The sequence below is a fragment of the Agreia sp. Leaf210 genome (assembly GCF_001421485.1).
GTDB lineage: Bacteria > Actinomycetota > Actinomycetes > Actinomycetales > Microbacteriaceae > Agreia.
This window is the reverse complement of sequence record NZ_LMKK01000003.1, coordinates 299,730-317,753: the sequence shown is the minus strand read 5'-3', so window position 1 is coordinate 317,753 and position 18,024 is coordinate 299,730. Positions and strand designations below refer to the sequence as shown.

Here is an 18,024-nt window from a genome sequence, read left to right as displayed (position 1 = left end):
CGCCGACGAGCTCGGACTACCGAGCGAGCGTTTCGCGGCTGGAACCGAGTCGTTCAGCGAGGTCGGCTCGAAGATCGTCGATGCGCGCGGCCTCTCCGCCGAGCCACACACAGAGTTCGGCTCCATCGGCCACAACATCGCCCGTGGTCATCTCGCTCACCCACGCTCGGACAGCGCGGCCGAGCACCTGCCCGGGAGTACCGGTGCGCACGTCGCGCGCCAACCAGCTCACGGTGATGCGCTCGGGTGTCTCGAGGGCGATGATGTCGAGCGCCGTCTCCACCTCGATGAAGATCTGCCCGCGTGCGGTATCCGGGAGAGTCTCTATGAGGCCCTGAATGACGGGAATGATCGTCGAATCGCCTGCCAGCAGTACGCGCCCGGCGGTCGTGGGCATGGCTCCCGCCTCGGTCATCAGAACTCTCATCGAACTTAGTATAGGCATACCTAACCTACGAAGAGAATCCCCCTATGACCAGATCGGCGGATGCTTCTCCTCCCACCGCAGCCGACGCTCGAGCTGCCGCGCGATAGACAGGAGGACACTCTCTCCCCCGGGTCGGCCGATGAGCTGCATGCCGATCGGAAGAGAATCGGAACTCATGCCGACCGGCAGTGTGATGGCCGGAAGCCCGGCGGCGTTGACGTACGACGAGAACGGCGAGTACTCCACCTGCTGGGCGAAGTTGCGTTCTGGATCAGCGGCGTCGTACCAGCCGATGGGACGTGGAAGAAGGGCGAGGGTCGGCGTGAGCACAGCATCGAATCCAGAGAATCGATCGATGGTGCGACGTTCGAAACGAGACAGTTCGGCGAGTGCCTGCGCGAGCTGTACGGCCGTCAGCTCGCGGCCGCGGCGACGAAGCCAGCGGGTGAGCGGCTCGACGTCGCCATCGGCATCCGCATCGGCTTCGATGGGCGGGACGGACTCGATCCGGATCTGGGCCGCGCCGGCCTGCCAGACGGTCGTGAACGCCGAGCCGTACTCGGGAGCCGGTTCGAGCCCGACCTCCTCGATCCCGTGACCGAGGGCCGACAGCAGAGCGACCGTATCGGCGAGCACCGCCGTGATCTCGGGGTCGATGACGAGCTCGTGAGAGCTCGACCACGGGGAGTCGACGCAGACCCCGATCTGAAAGCGGCCCTCGCCTCTCATGGCGAAACCCAGAAAGTCGCCGTCATCCTCGCTCGGAGCACGCAGGGCGAAGTGATCGTCGATGACCGAGCCCCGGCGTCCGATCATTCCATCGAGCAGGAAAGCCGCATCCACGACACTGCGAGCGATAGGCCCGGCGACCGGGAGCCCGCCGAGAGCGTCGATGCCCGACAGAGCCGGGACGCGCCCGCGCGAGGGCTTGATCCCGACGAGCCCGCAGGCCGCCGCAGGGATGCGGATCGACCCACCGCCATCCGACCCCGGTGCGAACGGGAGCAGCCCTGCGGAGACGGCGGCAGCCGCTCCCCCGCTCGACCCTCCCGGACCGAGATCGAGATTCCACGGGTTGCGGGCGGGCGGAGCCAGAAGGGTCTCGCTGTGGCTCGTCATACCGAATTCGGGTGTCGCCGTCTTGCCGAGGCTGATGCCGCCCGCTTCGTCGAGGACTCCGGGCAGCTCGTCGCTCGCCTCGGGAACGAAGTGGGCGAACGCGCGCGAACCAAATGTCGTGCGCACTCCCTCCCTCCTCCACAGGTCTTTGTCGGCGAACGGCATGCCCCACAGGCGCGTCGACCGCGGGACATGCATCTCGACGTGGCGGGCGCGCTCGAGCGCGCGCTCGGCCGTCACGGTGAAGAACGCGCCGAGCTCGCCGTCGCGTGCCCCTATGCGGTCGAGGTAATGCTGGGTCAGTTCGACCACGCCGAGCTCTCCTCGCTGCAGGAGGCGGTACTGGTCGAGGGCCGAGAACTCGTGCGGGGCGGTCATGAATCGAGCCTAGTTCTAGGCTGGAGACCGTGACCTCGACAAGCACCGGGACCCTGCCCGAAGACGACCGACCGGAACCGCCCGAACGCGGCGGCGAACGCGAGATGCTCGATGGGTTCCTCGACCTGCAGCGCGCGACGGTCGTCTACAAGGCCACCGGCCTCAGCGACGCCGACGCCGGGCGACGCCTCCTGCCCTCGCTGACCACGGTGGCGGGCCTCATACGGCACCTCGCCGATGTGGAACGTTCCTGGTTCCGAGAGGTCATGGACGGCGAAGCGATGATCTCGTATCGCTGGTCTGACGAAGACCCCGATGGCGAGTTCAGGATCAGCGAGAAAGACACGCTCGCCGAGATCATCGCCGACTACGAGACGGCGGTCGCAGAGTCCCGAGCAGTGCAGCTGAGGCACTCGCTCGACGATCGCTGCCAGGGTCGCGAGGCCCGTTTCACCCTGCGCTGGATCACGGTGCATCTCATCGAGGAGACGGCACGCCACATCGGTCACATCGACATCCTGCGCGAGATGCTCGACGGAGCAACAGGCGAATGATCGGGTGCCGAGCGGCGAGACCCCGGTCGATCGAACTCTCTGCTACTTCAGCGACTTCTGCAGCATGACCGTGCCGAGCCACCGGTTGAACTTGAATCCGACGCGGCCGAGGCGACCGACCTCCTTGAATCCGAAGCTCTCGTGCATCTTCAGCGAGGCCTCGGCGCCCTGATCCGCGATCACGGCGAGCACCTCCTTGATGCCCACAGCCTTGGCCCGGGTCAGGAGTTCTGCCATCAGCGCCTTCCCGAGACCCTTGCCCGTAGCGGCCGGGCCGAGGTAGATCGAGTTCTCGACGGTGCGACGGTACGCGGCCTTCTCCTTCCACGGGGCGACATAGGCGAAACCGAGGATGTTACCGCTCGGCGACACAGCGACGAGAAAAGGGAATCCGAGCTTGGAGACCCACGCGAATTTGGAGCGCCAGGCCTTCAACGACATCGGATCCTCGTCGAAGGTGACGGTGCTGTTCGCCACATAGTGGTTGTAGATCTCGCGCACGTCAGGGAGGTCGCGAGTCGTCGCGTCACGAATGACGTATTCGAACTTCGGCGGCGGCGGGGTCTTTGGGCGCAAAGCTGGCGGCAGTCTGCGTCGCGGCTGGTACTCCTCTTCAAGCATTGTGCAAGCCTATTCCGCCGCGGTCTCGAGCGACCAGTCGACAGGCTGCGCGCCCTGCGTTTCGAGCAGTGTGTTCGCTCGACTGAATGGCCGCGATCCGAAGAAACCGCGACTGGCGGAGAGAGGGCTGGGATGCGCCGACTCGATGAACGGGGTGTCTCCCAGAAGCGGTTTGAGTGCCGCTGCATCTCTACCCCAGAGGATCGATACGAGCGGCTCGCCCCGAGAGGCGAGGGTACGCACGGCGAGATCCGTCACTCTCTCCCAGCCCTTTCGCCGGTGCGAGCCTGCATCACCCGGGCGCACGGTGAGCACCCTGTTGAGCAGCATCACCCCGGAACGCGACCACGAACTCAGATCTCCGTGTGCCGGCGGCTCGACCCCGAGGTCGTCGCGCAGTTCTCGGAAGATGTTCTGCAGGCTGCGCGGCAACGGACGCACGTGGGCATCGGTCGCGAAAGACAGGCCGATCGGATGCCCGGGCGTCGGATACGGGTCCTGTCCGACGATGAGCACACGGACCTGCGCCAGCGGAAGACGGAATGCTCGGAACACATTGCGACCGCTCGGCTGATAGCCGCGCCCCTCAGCGACCTCGGTGCGCAGGAACTCGCCCAGCGCGACGATGGTCTCCTCCTCCGGGGACAGCGCCTCCGCCCACGATGGGTCGATCAGTCCCTCGTCGACCAGTGTGCGCAGAGAACCGGCCATCGATCAGCCGACGCCGATCGTCGAAACCCGAACGGTTCCGTTCTCTCGTGTGACAGACCAGACGCTGCCTGATCCGACCACGCGTAGCGAGCTCTCCCCCACGATCAGCGCTGTGTGCTCATCGATGGCCAGTCCGCCGTCGACAACCGCGGCCTCCGTCGCCGCGATGAGTCGAGCGACGGTGCCCCACTGCGCGGCGTGAACGTCGATCGTCGTATCGATGAGCCCGATGCCCTCGGCTACGGTGACCTGCTCGATCTCCTGGGCCGCGTCGACCGGGCAGACCTGCACCTCGCCGATCTTCCACCCGCCGATCAGTGCTCCGTCGCTCACCACGGCAGCACCGGCCGACATACCGAAGTAGGGAACGCCGGACTCGACGAGCGCACGGATGGCCGCAAACGACGACGCCAGGCTCTCGCGATAAGCGGGCACAAGACCGCCCCAGACGACCAGGCCGTCGAGGTCGACGAGGAGCGACTGATCGATCGGTGCGCCTTCCGGGGCGAGTACGGCGATCGGATCGATCTTGCCGAGGGTGCCGAAGACCGCAGACAGCTCCACGAACTTCTCCGGGCCATCGCCATCGCGAACGAGCACGATGGCCACGCGGGGGCCATCGAGACGACCCGCTTCGGTCGCCCTCTGGGTGGCCTCGTCGAGGAAGGGACGGAAGACCGCCCCATCGTCGTCGAAAGGCCAGCCGCCGCCGGAGAGGTGGATGGACATCAGACGGTGACCGGAGGATGCGCCGACCACGGGAACACTATCCACCGATCGGTCTTGCGCCAGAAGAAGTCGGGTTCGATCACGGATCGAGGCTTCGAGTACAGCGTCGCCGTCTTGACGATGACTCCGACGTTCTCGAGCAGTCCGACGACCATCGCAAGCGTGCGTCCGGAGTCGGCGACGTCGTCGACCAGGAGGATGTTCTTGCCGATGAGAGCGGTGTTGTCGAGCATCGGCGGAAGGAGAATCGGTTCGGGCAGCGTGGTCTCGATGTCGGAGTAGAACTCGACGTTGAGACTGCCGCAGCTCTTGGTTCCGAGAGCGTAGGCGAGGGCGCCGGCCGGCAGGAGGCCACCGCGCGCGATAGCGATCACGAAGTCCGGAACGAAACCGCTTCCGAGAACGTCCCGCGCGAGATCCCGAGAAGCGTCACCGAACTCCAACCACCCGAGGACCTCTCTCTCGGGTTCGGCCGTAGGGGCCAGATCGGCAGTCGTCTTCTCGTCGCTTCGAACCATGCCTCATACGGTACCGGGTTTCTCACCCGTCACAGCGCGAGTAATATCCGCTCATGACGACCGAACCGGGCAGGCGGCGATTCGTCGCGACGCGATCTCTCGGCACGACGTCCGTGGGTGTCACGGCGAGCCTCATCGGCTACCTGTTCCTCGTCGAGATCACCAGCGGCATCCTTCAGGGCTACTACATCCCCCTCATTCCCGACCTGGTGAAGCATCTGGGAATCGTCGATGCAGACTTCAACTGGTTCGAGGCCGGTCAGCTTCTGGTGGCTGCTCTCGTCGTACCCATCATCGCGAAGCTCGGCGACATGTGGGGCCACAAGCGGATGCTGCTTCTCACGACGGTTCTGACGGCCGCGGCGAGCTGGTGGCTCGTCGTCGCAGACGACTTCGTGTCGTTTCTCATCGCGTGGGCGCTGCAGGGGTTCTATGTGGTGTGGCTGCCGCTCGAGGTGGCGCTGATCTTCGAACGGGGCCGTCGTACCGGTCGTGCCGCGTCGCAGACCCGTCGCGCCGCCGGCCTGCTCGTCGTCGCTCTCGAGGCCGGCGCGATCCTGGGCGCACTGGCGGGTGGCCGCGTCTTCGCGGCATTCGGCGACGCCGTCGGCCCCACCCTGATGATTCCCGCGATCGCCGTCACCCTCGTCTTCTTCGTGGTGCTGTTCGGCGTTCCCGAATCGTCGCCTCAACCCGGGCGCTCTCTCGATCTCGCGGGTTTCTCGATCCTCACCGCGGGCCTGCTGCTCATCACGTCCGGGCTGACATTCCTCCGAATCAATGGTCCTGAGACCTGGTGGGTCTGGGCGCTCATCGTGGTCGGGGCTCTCGCCTTCGTGCCGTTCGTGCACTTCGAGCGGCGACAGTCCGATCCGGCGATCGACATGAGGGTGCTCGCGCAGCCCTCCATGTGGCCGGTTCAGCTCACGGCTGCGCTCATCGGAATCAGCCTGCTGGGTGCCCAGGCGCCGCTCAGTACCTTTGCAGGCACGGATCCGGTCAACGGATACGGCCTGGGTCTCGCGGCCAGCGATATATCCAACCTCATCGGCGCGTACCTCGTGTCGATGATCGTCGGAGCGATCCTCTTTCCGATCGTGTCGACCTGGGCGACCCCGCGGGTCGCGCTCATCGGGGGCGCCTTCCTCGTTGCGCTCGGCTACCTCCTCTTCCTGCCTTTTCACGACTCGACTCCGCAGGTGGTCGTCAACATGGTCGTGGCGGGACTCGGATCGGGAGCCTTGGTCGGCGCGCTCCCCAGCGCAGCCGCCGCGGCAGCTCCCCGTGGTCAGACGGGCGTCGCCGCAGCACTCACGAACACGACGAAGACGATCGGTGGCTCGTTCGCCTCAGCGGTCTTCGGCGTCGTGCTCTTCGCCGGAGCGTCCTCGGTCACCGCGACCGCGTCGAGCCTTCTCGGCTATATGCAGGTGTGGGCCATTTGCGGCCTCGGTGCACTCGCCGCGGCCATCCTGCTCTTCTTCGTACCGCGCCTGGCGTTTGCCGACCCCGTCGCCCCAGAGGAGGGACCGACGGAGCTCGGGTCAGCCTCGAATCAGCCTCGGTGATTCTCGGGACGCACGTGGAGCGCTCCCCGATGCACCTTGTGCGGCGCCGACTGCGCAACGGGCTTGATCACGACGAGGTCGAGAGACACGTGCGGGGGCTGCTCGACCATCGACACGATGACCCGTGCGACGTCGTCGGCGACCAGTGGATCGGGCACGTTCGCGTACACGCTCTCTGCCCGCTCCCTGTCGCCTCCGAATCGGTTCAGCGAGAACTCTTCGGTGTAGACCATGCCGGGCGCGATCTCGAGCACGCGGATGGGCTCGCCGCTCACCTCGAGCCTCAGCACCTCGAGCATGGCGGCCGCCGCGAATTTGGCAGCGTTGTAGCCGCCGCCGCCCTCGTAGGCCGTATGTCCCGCGATAGAGGTGACGGTGATGATGTCGGCGACATCGCCGTCGCGGACCGACTCGCGTAGCTGTGGCAACAGGGCCGAGATCACTCTCTTGACGGCCACCACATTCACCTCGTACATCCAGGCCCAGTCGTCGACATCGCCGTTCTCGATCGAGTCGAGACCGCGCGCTCCCCCTGCGTTGTTCACCAGGGTGTTGACGCCGCCCGTCTCCTCGACGTACGCGGCAAGGGCATCGACCTCGCTCTGCACCGTCAGGTCTGCGACGAAGTACCGGGCACCCGTGCGCTCGGCGAGCGCTTCGAGTCGATCCCTGCGTCGCGCCACGCCCACGACATCCCATCCGGCGGCACGCAGTGCGACCACCGTGGCCTCTCCGATACCCGAGCTTGCTCCGGTGACGACCGCGCGACGAATCATTGACCTACCTCTTTCGACAAGGTTCGAACTCCGCTTCCACGGTAGTGCGTTCGAGACTCCCTCTCCGACCGTGCGATGCGAGGCCGTTTCAGGCCGAAGCTAGGCTGGTCGCCGTGACATCTCCTCAGCAGCCGCGCCAGCCGGGCGGCGCCGTGCTCGCCGCCGGATCGAAGCAGCGCCTGCCGCTGTGGGACAACGCCCGGTACCTCGCGATCACCCTGGTGGTGGTCGGTCACGCCATCCTGCGGCTGATCGACGCGTCCGACACGTCGTATAGCGTCTACCTCGTCATCTACGCCTTCCACGTTCCGGTCTTCGTTCTCGTCAGCGGGTACTTCGCCAAGGCGAGCCCTCCCGGCGCGAAGCAGCTCAAACGGCTGGTCACCGATCTCGTGTTGCCGTATCTGATCTTCGAGACCATCTGGACCCTGGTGCGATGGGCGGTCGTCGGAACCCTGAACCTCGATCTCGCGCAACCGTCGTGGACCCTGTGGTTCATCCTCTCGCTCATCGCCTGGCGCATCGGGCTCCCCTACCTCGCACAGCTGCGCTACCCGCTCCTGATCAGCGTGGGAGTATCGGTCTGGGCGGGATACATCGGGGATATCACCTCGGAGTTCGCCATTTCGCGCACCCTCGGCCTTCTGCCCTTCTTCGTGCTCGGATGGCGCCTACGGGGCAGCGATCTGACACGCCGGTGGCTGTCATGGTCTCCATCCACGGTCATCTGGTGGCGCGTCGGCGCTGCAGCACTGTTCGCCGCCGTCGCCATCGTCGTCTTCACCGGCATCGACTTCTGGCGAGAAATCGGAATCCGACAGTTCCTGCTCTTCGACGAGTCCTACGCCGCAGTGGGATACGACCACTGGTGGGCCGGCGGCGTGCGCCTCGCCGTGATCGTCGTCGCCGTCATCCTGTCGTTCGCCTTCCTCGTGCTCGTGCCGCGCCGTCGGACGGTCTTCACCGACCTGGGCCAGGCGACGCTGTACATCTACCTCCTGCACACGTTCGTTCTGTACCCGTTCCGGGAGTCCGGCGTACTCGAAGGCGACGTGCCCATCTGGTATCTGCCGGCCATGATCGTGTTCGCGATCGTCGTCACGTTCCTGCTGGCCTCTAAGCCGGTGCGCACACTCCTCAGGCCGCTCGTCGAGCCGCACCCTCGCTGGCTGTTACGTCGTGTGTCCCCGTCCGTTGACGCCCGTGGGCCCGGTTCCTAGGCTCGCCTGAGAGCGATCAGCTCTCGCATTCGCCCCAAGGAAGCAGGACTCATGAGCGACAACGACGCCAGCTGGAAATTCGAGACCAAGCAGATCCATTCGGGTGCGGCTCCCGACCCGGTGACGAATGCCCGCGCCACACCCATCTATCAGACGACCTCTTACGTCTTCAACAACTCCGACCACGCGAAGAACCTCTTCGCGCTCGCGGAATTCGGCAACATCTACACGCGCATCCAGAACCCCACGCAGAACGTGGTGGAGGAGCGCGTCGCCGCGCTCGAGGGAGGGACCGCCGCACTACTCGTCGCCTCCGGTCAGGCCGCCGAGACCTTCGCCGTGCTGAACATCGCCGAGGCCGGTGACCACATCGTGTCGAGTGCGTCGATCTACGGCGGCACCTACAACCTCTTCAAGTACACGCTGGCGAAGCTCGGCATCGAGACCACGTTCGTCGAGAACCAGGACGACGCCGAGGAGTGGCGCCGTGCGGTGCGCCCCAACACGAAGCTCTTCTTCGCTGAGACGATCGGCAACCCGAAGATCAACATCCTCGACATCGAGCTCGTCGCCGAGGTCGCCCACGCGTCGGGCGTGCCGCTCATCGTCGACAACACGATCGCCACGCCCTATCTGATCCGCCCCTTCGAGCACGGTGCCGACATCATCGTCCACTCCGCCACCAAGTTCCTCGGCGGTCACGGCACGGTCATCGGCGGTGTGATCGTCGATGGCGGAAAGTTCGCGTGGAGCAAGAACCCCGAACGATTCCCCGGCCTCACCTCGCCAGACCCGTCGTATCACGGCGTGAACTACGCAGAGGCGCTCGGCGATGGGATCGCGTACATCATCAAGGCCCGCGTGCAGCTGCTCCGCGACCTCGGTTCGTCGATCGCCCCGGCCAGCGCGTGGCAGCTCATCCAGGGCATCGAAACGCTCAGTCTGCGCATCGAACGCCACGTGCAGAACGCGCAGGAGGTCGCCGAGTGGCTCGATGCACACGACGACATCGCCACGGTCTACTACGCGGGCCTGCCCACGAGCCCGTGGTACGCCACAGCCAACAAGTACGCGCCGAAGGGCGTCGGCGCCGTTCTGTCGTTCGAACTGAAAGGCGGGGTGGATGCCGGGCGCGCGCTGGTCGACAACCTCACGCTGTTCAGCCACCTGGCCAACATCGGCGACGTGCGCAGTCTCGTCATCCACCCCGCCTCGACGACCCACTCGCAGTTGACGCCCGAGCAGCAGCTCACCTCGGGTGTGACCCCCGGTCTCGTGCGGCTCTCGGTGGGGCTCGAGAACATCGACGACATCAAGGCCGATCTCGAGGCCGGCCTGAGCGCGGCCCGCGAGGTGGCGCGCGCCAACGCCATCGTCTAATTCGCTCGTCCGCTCCCGCCGGCGTCCCGGCCCGACGTAACATTCGGGCCGGGACGCTCGCTGCACGCCAGAATGAAGTGATATGGACTGGCAGACACCCGAAGACACCGTCCCGAGCGGCTTCGTCACCGACGCACAGATCAGGTCGATCCTCGGCAAGCCGCCCGCATCCGGCGCCTGGCGCGACGGCGACCCGATCGGCAGTCGCACGTTCGTGTCAATCGGTTCGTTCGACTTCGAGATCGGAACGAGCATCCCGGATGTCCGCATCGCGTACGAGACGCTCGGCACGCTCTCGCCCGAGCGCGACAACGCGGTTCTCGTTCTGCACGCCCTGACGGGTGACAGCCACCTCGTCGGACACGCCGCACCCGGGCATCCGACCGACGGCTGGTGGAGCGGCATCGTCGGGCCGGGTCTGGCGATCGACACGAACAGGTGGTTCGTCGTCAGCCCCAACATGCTGGGAGGCTGCCAGGGAAGCACCGGACCGGCATCGCTCGGTCCCGACGGAATCGAATGGGGCGCGTCCTTTCCGTACACGACCATCTCCGACCAGGTGCGTGCGCAGCTCGCGTTCTCCGACGCGATCGGGATCGATCGCTGGGCCGCGGTCGTCGGAGGTTCCATGGGAGGGATGCACGCGATCGAGTGGGGCGTTGCCCACCCCGAGCGCATCGATCGGCTGGCGGTGATCGCAGCGCCGGCACGCTCGAACGCCGACCAGGTCGCGCTCAACTCCGTTCAGGTCGAGGCGATCCACATCGATCCCCGATTCGCTGGCGGCGCCTACTACGACGCGGCGGATGGAGAGGGGCCCCATCGCGGCCTCGCACTGGCTCGACGTATGGCGCTTCTCAACTACCGCAGCCCCTCCGAGCTGAACGATCGGTTCCAGAGGAGCTGGCAGTCGGGCATCAGCCCACTCGGCAGCGACGGCAGATTCGCCGTGGAGTCGTATCTCGACTTTCACGGCAACAAGTTCACGCGTCGCTTCGACGCCAACTCCTACGTGACGCTGGTGCAGGCGATGAACTCGCACGATGTGGGTCGCGGGCGCGGCGGGCTGGCCAACGCTCTCGCGAATGTGACGATCCCCACGGTCGTCATCGGCATCGACAGCGACCGGCTCTTCCCCATCGAGGATCAGTTCGAGATCGCGCGGCATGTTCCCGGAAACATCGACGGCACCGAAGCGGTCGTTCTCTCTTCGCCGTTCGGGCACGACGGTTTTCTGATCGAGAACGAGGCGGTCGGTCGACACCTCACGCGCTTACTGGATGCCTGACCCCGGCGACCGCGCGTATGCCGAGAAACACAAAAAGCCGGGAGCGTCGCCTTGCCAACGACACTCCCGGCGGTTCCCCCCAAGCAGTTCACTCAGGCTACGCCCCCTCCATCTGCAACACAATATGTGCATGTCCCCCCACTTCAGGGCACAGGACCAGTAGCATGACAGTCGTGAGAGTACGCCGGTTTTCTGCAATCACCCGGCGTCGATCATGGCACTGAGCACAAGCGGTCAACGCCGGTTCCTCGCCCGCACGACCCGCCTGGTCGGCCTCTCCTTCGTCGGCGCGTCGTTCATCACGCTCCTGCTCGACATTCCCGCCGACCTCGACGTGCTCGCAGCGGCGCTCCCTCTTTTCGCCGTCATGGCGACCGGCTTCACCGTCGTCGGAAGAACGCGGTCGCTGCCCTGGACGGCGACAATCCTCGTGACGGGCGTCGCGACGATCCTTCTTCTCAGCCTGGATGCCCTCGGAGGCAGCGCCGATTCGACCTCCACGGCCGCGCTCCTCCTCGGTTCGGCGGCCCTGCCCTCCCTCGTGATCTGCAACCTCGATTCCCTCGCTCGGATCGTCACCGTCGCCACCGGCGCCGCACTCGTCGTCGTGACGACCGTCCTGACCACCGTGCGGGCTGTGCCTTGGCTCGAGAGCCTGCTGTCCGTCGTCGTCGGTTGGTCGATCCTCACCGGCGTCACCGTCTGGCTCTCCGTCAGCATCTCCCGCGCCCTCGACCGCATCTCACGCCTGGGTCGAGCGCATCTCGCCGAACGGCAAGCCACAGAGACCGAAGCGCAACGCCGACAGGGCGCGCGCCTCCTGCACGACACTGTTCTCGCCACCCTCACACTGCTCGCGCACTCGGGCGTCGGCGTGCGTCCTGACGCGCTGAGAGCGCAAGCAGCCGAAGATGCCCGTCTCCTGAGACAGCTCCGCCTCGGCGGAACCCCGATGCCTCGGTCGTCGGGCGCCTACACGCTGGAAGCGACGGAGACGAGCGATCTCGGGCACACGCTCGAATCGGTCAAGCAGCGCTTCGATCGCATGGGACTGACGGTCTCGTGGCACGGCGCGGGGCGTCTTCTGCTGCCCAGCGACGTGCTCGACGCCTTCCTTCTCTCGCTTGCGGAGTGCCTCGAGAATGTGCGCCGACACTCGGGCGTCAGCAATGCGGAGGTCACGATAACCCAAGACGACACGACGGTACGGGCCATGGTGACCGACACGGGTGTGGGTTTCGATCTGGACCAGGTCGACTCGGCCAGGCTCGGTCTCGCCGAGTCGGTGGTCGCCCGGATCAGAGAGGTGGGCGGTCGCACTCGACTGTTCTCCGCCCCGGGCTCAGGAACCACGGTCGTGCTGGAGGTGCCGAAATCATGACCGAAACCCTGCCGCCAGATGAACCGCAGCGCAGCGAGGATCCGAACGTCCTCAGTCGACTCGTGCGCGCACGGCGTATCGGACCCCGAGCCGTTTCGGCTCTGCACGACGATCTCGCCAGGGATTCCCGGCTGGGCTACGGCTACCTGGGCATCGCGGCGATCGTCCTCGGCTCGTGCCTCTTCCTGAGGGGCCTGCTCTCGTTCTTCGTCGAGACGCTCGCCCGCCCCGCAGACGGGTCCACCCTGATCCGGGTTGTCGCCTGGACCCTTCTCACGGTAGCCCTCGTCGGGTCGTGCCTGCTCGCCCGCAGATTCCACGGCCGCATTCCTGCCGTCGCATTCGCGTCGGCCACGGTGCTCATGGCGCTCGCTCTGCTTCTGGAGACCATTGCGAATCTGGGCACCTCCCAACCCATCCTCCACTCGTCGACCGTCTTCGGAGTGGGAGCGACGCTACTCGCCCTGGTCGGATCGCGGCCGGCACGACAGCTGCTCGTCGCGGACGCGGTGTTCGCGGTGATCATCGTCGCCATGCTGGTCTCCGGCGCCTTCTCCGGCTCATTCGCCCCCGGCCCGTCTATACAGATCGCCTCCATCGCGCTGCTGCCCCCGCTCCTCGGCGCGCTGGTCGTACAGGGCTTCGGTGCGCTCGTGCAGCTGGAACTCGACCGCTCAGTCGTCGAGAGCGCGCTCCTCTCGCCCCGCTTCGCGTTCGGCATGCGCGCATCCGACGAACTCGCGCGTCTCGACCTCGACGCCGAAAAGATCCTCGATGGTGTCGCCCGAGGCACGATCGATCTCCCCCTCGATCCGGAGGTGGCGGGGGCGGCCTCGTCGATCGCGACGGAGTTGCGCCTGCTCCTGGTTGCGGGCCGTCACGACACCTGGCTGCATCACGCGATCGAGGAGTCGGAGGTGCTCGGTCCCGTGGTGACCCTCACGGATCCGCGCGGTCTGGCCGGATTCCTCGATCCCAGCCAGCGCGAGGGACTCCTCTCTGCCGTGTGGCTGCTGGTGGCGGACTCCCTGCGCGTACAACCGACCCTGCAGATCGTGGTGGGGCCACAGAGCGTCGAAGAAGACGGCGACGCTGCCGATATGATGAGCTTCCCGGTCGCACTCACGGTCGACGGCGTCCCCAAGCGGCGCATCGACCCCGCCGTATGGCCGGCGCTCGATCGTGTCGGCGACCATTCTGAGATGGTCACGAGGGGCAGTATCACGATCGTGACGACAGTTCGTACCGTGGCACAGCAGGTCGCAGCGTAAGCGACCGGGAGGACAACCGTGACAGACTCCGCAGCACAGATCAGACTCGCGATCGTCGACGACCACCGCATGCTCCTCGGAGCGTTGACCGAGTGGATACGAGGTGCGGCCGACGACATCGACATGGTGGCCGCCGTCACGACGTGGCCAGACCTGCTGACCCACCCCGAGTTCCCCGTCGACGTGGTGCTGCTCGATCTCGACCTCAAGGACTCGCTTCCGATCTCGGTCAAGCTGCGCACTCTCAAGACCACCGGAGTCAAGACCGTGCTGATGAGCACGTACTCCGAGCCTGCGGTCATTCGCGAGGCGATCGCCGCCGGCGCCCTGGGCTACCTCGTCAAGAGCGAAGAGGCGGGGATGATCGTCGAGGCCATCCGTGCCGCGCACGCGGGAAAGCCGTTCATCTCGAGCGAGCTCGATCTCGCACTGTCTGCCGACGAGGTCGGCGGTGCGCCCAAGCTCTCGGCGCAGGAACGGCGGGTCATGGCCCTCTACGGTGGCGGCGAGCCGGTCAAGCAGGTCGCCCAGGCGCTCGAGATCTCAGAGGAGACCGCGAAGTCCTACCTCAAGCGCATCCGAGAGAAATACCGGGTGGCCGGCATCGACGTCGGAACAAAGGTCGCCCTGCGCAAGAGGGCGATTCAAGACGGGCTGCTCGTGCAGGTCGACTACCACAGGGCCTCGGAGACCGACCTCACGGAGTGATCTCGTCGAGTGCGCTTTCGAGCCGTTCGACCTTGGCTGTCAGTTCGCCGGCGTAGCCGTCACGGATGTCCGCCTTCAAGACGAGCGAGACCCGACTGCCGAAACGTCCCACGGCCTCGGTCGCCTCCTTGACGACGGCGAACACCTCGTCCCACTCCCCCTCGATGGTCGTGAACATCGAATCGGTCTGATTCGGCAGCCCCGAATCGCGGACGACCTTCACGGCCGCGGCGACGGCGTCATGCACCGACCCGTCTTCGCGCCCGGTTCCCGAGGGTGCTACAGAGAATGCGACAAGCATCAGGTGAACTGCCTTTCCAGTGGATCGTGACGAGGGCGAGAAGATACGGGGTGGCGTCTCAACCGCCAGACCATGCGGACGGAAATGGCGAATAAGACGACGAGCGCCGCATTGCGCAGAGTCAAGACGAGGAGCATCCCTGGTTGCAGCACCAGAAGGGCGTCGTAGCCGAACGGGTAGATGATCTGGGTGACGGCGGCGATCACCAAGGCCAGCACCGCGGGGGCCAGAAACCGTCTTCCCTGGCTGACGATACCCAGCACCACGGGGGCGGCGATCCACAGCACGAACTGAGGTGAGCCGACCTTGTTGAAGACGAGAAGACCGACGACGATGGCGAGGCTGAGCGGGGCGAGCAGATGAGCAGGCCGAGCCCCGCTTCGCGCGACGAGAGCGCCCAGGGCCAGCAGAGCCGCTGACGAGATGACGAGGAGGGGGGTCATGACGGCGCTGGCGGTGTCGACACCCGAGCCGAGCACCTGGAAGGTGTTGATCGACTGGATGTACTTCACCGAGGCGGCCGCCGGATCGAAGAAGGCGATCCACATCCACACCGTGCTGATCGGCGCCTCGATCTGCAGTCCGCGAGAAGACTGCTGCGAGATGAATCCGAGGCTGTTCACGCCGCTTCCGACCAGGAGCACGACCAGCCCGATGACGACGCCGGTCGCGACGAACGAGATCGCCGCGCTTGCCCGCCGTCGGATTGCCACGACCATCGCGGCGACGAGGACCGCGGGCCACACCTTGATCCAGGTCGCGAGAGCGAGCATCGCACCGGCGACGGCCGGCCGATGCTGAGCCACCAGGAGAGCGATGATCGCGATGGCGACCGTGGTCACGTCGATCCTGCCGAGGGCCACCGGGCCCAGGAACAGCATGAAACCGATCCACCACCATGCGGCTGTGATCCGCAGCGCGCCGAATCGGGCGCCCGGCCCCGTGCGCGCAAGCAGATAGGACAACACGACGGCGTTGGTGACGACCACGACGAGCAACCAGCCGACCCCGTACAGCTCGGGACCGAGCACCATCGCCGCGAGCATGGGGACCAGGGCGACGAGCGGGTAGACCCAAGGCTCGGACACTCCCACGACGTCTCCGGCAAGGGCGTTCTGCACCCACGTGCTGTATTGCCGGGTCACATCCCCCCACGGCAGCGTCGGGTGCGTGAGTCCGACGAATCCCAGCCACGCGTGCACGAGCACGAACGCCACCCACAGGACCGCGGGTCGCCGCACCGTCGTCGCCAGCATCATCCGCACGTCGCCCATACTAGGCCGCACCCCACCGGCCGTGCGCGATCTCGATCACAGGCTGCTCTCCGGTGGCTCCCAGGCAAGGATCACCTGCGCCTGATTGTCTGGCCCTTCTCCCACCAAACACCACGGACGGATCATGAAGAGAATTGCGAGCATCGCACTCGGCGTCTCGGCGTCGGTTCTCGCGTTGGGGACCATGGCTGCCGTAGCCGGCCCCATCATGTACGGCAGTGCAGCCGCGAGTCCGACAACCGTGGTGCCGAGCGTGATACCCACCGTGCGCGAGTCATCGCCCCAGGTCGACGTCGACGATCCCGCCGGTCTCTCCGGCGACTGGGCCGTCGCAGACGGTTCCGAGGCGGGGTACACGATCGACGCGGTCGTGAATGGTTCCGCTCTCACCGTCACCGGCACGACCGACCACGTGACCGGGTCGGCGATCGTCGACGACAGTGTTCTCACGGGCGCGACGATCGTGGTGGAGGTCGCGAGCATCACCACCGACAACGCCGCACGCGACGCCTATTTCAGGGGGCCGGCGCTCGACGCAGACGACTTTCCCACGGCGTTGTTCACCCTGACCACTCCGATCCCGCTCAACGACGATCTGGTCGGCGGCACGCCGGTGGTCGTCGCCGCATCGGGCGATCTCACCCTTCACGGCGTGAGCCGACCGGTCGACGTGTCGCTCACCGCCACTCTGCAGAATGGTCGACTGACCCTCGCCGGCACTGTGCCCGTGTCATTCGGCGACTACGGCATCGCGCCCATCGACCTCGGATTCGCGCGCGTCAACGATCAGGGTTCGATCGACTTCGCTCTCTCCGTCTCGCCGCGCTGACGCCCGCGCTCGCCCGGCGGTCGACGTGGGCGCCAGGTCAGCGTGAGGCGTGGTCGAGCAGATCCGCGATCGTCGCGCCGACCGACTCGGCGATGTCCAGCGCCGTGATGGGCCCTCCGCCCGACGCCCGAGCACCCGCCGCCTGGTGAAGGTACGCTGCCGTGGCCGCCACCCCAAGCAGGATGTCCGTGCCCTCGTCTGCGAGGAATGTCGCGTTGGTCGCGAGCAACGCCCCCAGAATGCCGCCGAGGACGTCGCCCGAGCCCGCGGTCGCTGCCCAGCTCGACGACGCGGTGACGCTGATGGTGTCGGTCGACGGCCCGGCGATGATCGTGCGCGCCCCCTTGAGGAGCACGACCACGCCGAAACGCTCCGCGGTCGCTGCGGCCCAGTGCTCGGGGTCGTCAGAGATGGCGGCCCGCTCGACGGTGACGCCGACACGGTCCCAGAGCGACGCGAGTTCGCCCGCGTGCGGAGTGATGATCGTGCTGGCTCCGGCCGTGAGCACGAGGTCGAGAGCACCCGCGTCGATCACGCAGGGCACGTTTTCTCCAAGAGCGCTTCGAAGCAGCGCCGTGTCGTCGTCCGATCTCTTCTCGGCGTCCATGCCGGACCCGAGCAGCCATGCCTGCACCCGGCCCGGTGCGGTCACGACCTCCGGTCGCCGTTGGAGCACGAGGCCCGTCGGCACCTCGGGGCCCAGGTAGCGGATCATCCCGACGCCGGTTCGCGCAGCGGCGTCGACGCCGAGCACGGCAGCTCCCGGATACATGTCCGATCCCGTCCGCACCCCCAGAACGCCGCGCCGATACTTGTCGTCGCTGGGTTGCGGGACCCGCATTAACGGCACCGCGTCGGCGGCGGTCCACTCGGTCGATCCTGCCGCGAGGCCGGTCTTAGATGCAGAGGTGGGTTCGGTCTTGTCGCTCACAGCTCCACGATAGATTGGATGAGTCCCCCACCCTCTTCCG

The 18,024-nt window shown here is 66.4% G+C and carries 19 protein-coding genes; 9 read left to right on the top strand and 10 right to left on the bottom strand.

The features are described from left to right. Positions 1 to 16: 16 nt before the first annotated feature. Positions 17 to 427, bottom strand: a complete 411-nt coding sequence (locus ASE64_RS11910; protein WP_162234567.1) for a siderophore-interacting protein — start codon at positions 425 to 427, stop codon at positions 17 to 19. A 42-nt stretch (positions 428 to 469) separates the two neighbouring features. Continuing rightward, positions 470 to 1,924 (bottom strand): amidase, encoded by a 1,455-nt coding sequence (locus ASE64_RS11905; RefSeq protein WP_055780688.1) that lies wholly within the window; start codon positions 1,922 to 1,924, stop codon positions 470 to 472. Between the two features lie 29 nt (positions 1,925 to 1,953). Between ASE64_RS11905 and ASE64_RS11900 the strand changes: the two genes are divergently transcribed. Continuing rightward, the gene (locus tag ASE64_RS11900; protein ID WP_235480608.1) at positions 1,954 to 2,478 is read left to right on the top strand and encodes a DinB family protein; all 525 of its coding nucleotides are present in this window, start codon (positions 1,954 to 1,956) and stop codon (positions 2,476 to 2,478) included. A gap of 42 nt (positions 2,479 to 2,520) precedes the next feature. Here the strand turns inward: ASE64_RS11900 and ASE64_RS11895 are convergent, their stop codons facing one another. Genes ASE64_RS11895 through ASE64_RS11880 form a run of 4 tightly spaced genes read right to left on the bottom strand, consistent with a single transcriptional unit; the run spans position 2,521 to position 5,057 of the window. After that, positions 2,521 to 3,099 carry a GNAT family N-acetyltransferase gene (locus tag ASE64_RS11895; protein WP_055780685.1) on the bottom strand — a complete coding sequence of 193 codons (579 nt, stop codon included), beginning with the start codon at positions 3,097 to 3,099 and terminating at the stop codon, positions 2,521 to 2,523. Positions 3,100 to 3,108: 9 nt separating this feature from the next. Beyond that, positions 3,109 to 3,810, bottom strand: a complete 702-nt coding sequence (locus ASE64_RS11890) for a uracil-DNA glycosylase (RefSeq protein WP_055780682.1) — start codon at positions 3,808 to 3,810, stop codon at positions 3,109 to 3,111. A gap of 3 nt (positions 3,811 to 3,813) precedes the next feature. Continuing rightward, entirely contained in the window at positions 3,814 to 4,569 is a 756-nt protein-coding gene (locus ASE64_RS11885; RefSeq protein WP_235480607.1) for a peptidase S51, read from the bottom strand. Then, on the bottom strand, positions 4,539 to 5,057 hold the full coding sequence (locus ASE64_RS11880) for a phosphoribosyltransferase (protein ID WP_055780679.1): 519 nt from the start codon (positions 5,055 to 5,057) through the stop codon (positions 4,539 to 4,541). Before ASE64_RS11880 ends, ASE64_RS11885 begins: the two co-directional genes overlap by 31 nt. A 53-nt stretch (positions 5,058 to 5,110) precedes the next feature. Between ASE64_RS11880 and ASE64_RS11875 the strand changes: the two genes are divergently transcribed. Continuing rightward, positions 5,111 to 6,625, top strand: coding sequence for an MFS transporter (locus ASE64_RS11875; RefSeq protein ID WP_055780676.1), 1,515 nt, complete (start codon positions 5,111 to 5,113; stop codon positions 6,623 to 6,625). Here ASE64_RS11875 and ASE64_RS11870 read toward each other — a convergent pair. After that, entirely contained in the window at positions 6,613 to 7,401 is a 789-nt protein-coding gene (locus tag ASE64_RS11870) for an SDR family oxidoreductase (protein WP_055780673.1), read from the bottom strand. The genes ASE64_RS11875 and ASE64_RS11870 overlap by 13 nt on opposite strands. A gap of 113 nt (positions 7,402 to 7,514) precedes the next feature. Here ASE64_RS11870 and ASE64_RS11865 point away from each other — a divergent pair, with 113 nt between their 5' ends. The 6 genes from ASE64_RS11865 to ASE64_RS11840 all read left to right on the top strand — a co-directional run bounded on the left by ASE64_RS11865 (position 7,515) and on the right by ASE64_RS11840 (position 14,649). Beyond that, complete coding sequence (locus ASE64_RS11865; protein WP_235480606.1) at positions 7,515 to 8,621, top strand: acyltransferase family protein; 1,107 nt, start codon at positions 7,515 to 7,517, stop codon at positions 8,619 to 8,621. A gap of 51 nt (positions 8,622 to 8,672) precedes the next feature. Beyond that, positions 8,673 to 10,001 (top strand): bifunctional o-acetylhomoserine/o-acetylserine sulfhydrylase, encoded by a 1,329-nt coding sequence (locus ASE64_RS11860; RefSeq protein WP_055780671.1) that lies wholly within the window; start codon positions 8,673 to 8,675, stop codon positions 9,999 to 10,001. An 82-nt stretch (positions 10,002 to 10,083) separates the two neighbouring features. Further along, entirely contained in the window at positions 10,084 to 11,289 is a 1,206-nt protein-coding gene (gene metX / locus ASE64_RS11855) for a homoserine O-acetyltransferase MetX (RefSeq protein WP_055780666.1), read from the top strand. A 214-nt stretch (positions 11,290 to 11,503) separates the two neighbouring features. Further along, a complete protein-coding gene (locus ASE64_RS11850; RefSeq protein ID WP_055780663.1) occupies positions 11,504 to 12,670 on the top strand; it encodes a sensor histidine kinase in 1,167 nt (388 codons plus the stop codon). Then, complete coding sequence (locus ASE64_RS11845) at positions 12,667 to 13,941, top strand: hypothetical protein (RefSeq protein WP_055780660.1); 1,275 nt, start codon at positions 12,667 to 12,669, stop codon at positions 13,939 to 13,941. Before ASE64_RS11850 ends, ASE64_RS11845 begins: the two co-directional genes overlap by 4 nt. A gap of 18 nt (positions 13,942 to 13,959) precedes the next feature. Continuing rightward, entirely contained in the window at positions 13,960 to 14,649 is a 690-nt protein-coding gene (locus ASE64_RS11840; protein WP_055780657.1) for a response regulator transcription factor, read from the top strand. Here the strand turns inward: ASE64_RS11840 and ASE64_RS11835 are convergent. Together ASE64_RS11835 and ASE64_RS11830 are read right to left on the bottom strand one after the other, a co-directional pair. Beyond that, complete coding sequence (locus tag ASE64_RS11835) at positions 14,639 to 14,950, bottom strand: thiamine-binding protein (protein ID WP_055780654.1); 312 nt, start codon at positions 14,948 to 14,950, stop codon at positions 14,639 to 14,641. The two genes, ASE64_RS11840 and ASE64_RS11835, sit on opposite strands and share 11 nt — an antisense overlap. Further along, positions 14,950 to 16,224, bottom strand: coding sequence for a glycosyltransferase 87 family protein (locus tag ASE64_RS11830; protein ID WP_055780651.1), 1,275 nt, complete (start codon positions 16,222 to 16,224; stop codon positions 14,950 to 14,952). Before ASE64_RS11830 ends, ASE64_RS11835 begins: the two co-directional genes overlap by 1 nt. A 124-nt stretch (positions 16,225 to 16,348) precedes the next feature. Here ASE64_RS11830 and ASE64_RS11825 point away from each other — a divergent pair, with 124 nt between their 5' ends. Beyond that, positions 16,349 to 17,053 (top strand): YceI family protein, encoded by a 705-nt coding sequence (locus tag ASE64_RS11825; protein WP_055780648.1) that lies wholly within the window; start codon positions 16,349 to 16,351, stop codon positions 17,051 to 17,053. A 37-nt stretch (positions 17,054 to 17,090) separates the two neighbouring features. Here the strand turns inward: ASE64_RS11825 and ASE64_RS11820 are convergent, their stop codons facing one another. Then, positions 17,091 to 17,984, bottom strand: a complete 894-nt coding sequence (locus ASE64_RS11820) for an ADP-dependent NAD(P)H-hydrate dehydratase (protein ID WP_235480605.1) — start codon at positions 17,982 to 17,984, stop codon at positions 17,091 to 17,093. Positions 17,985 to 18,024 lie beyond the last annotated feature (40 nt).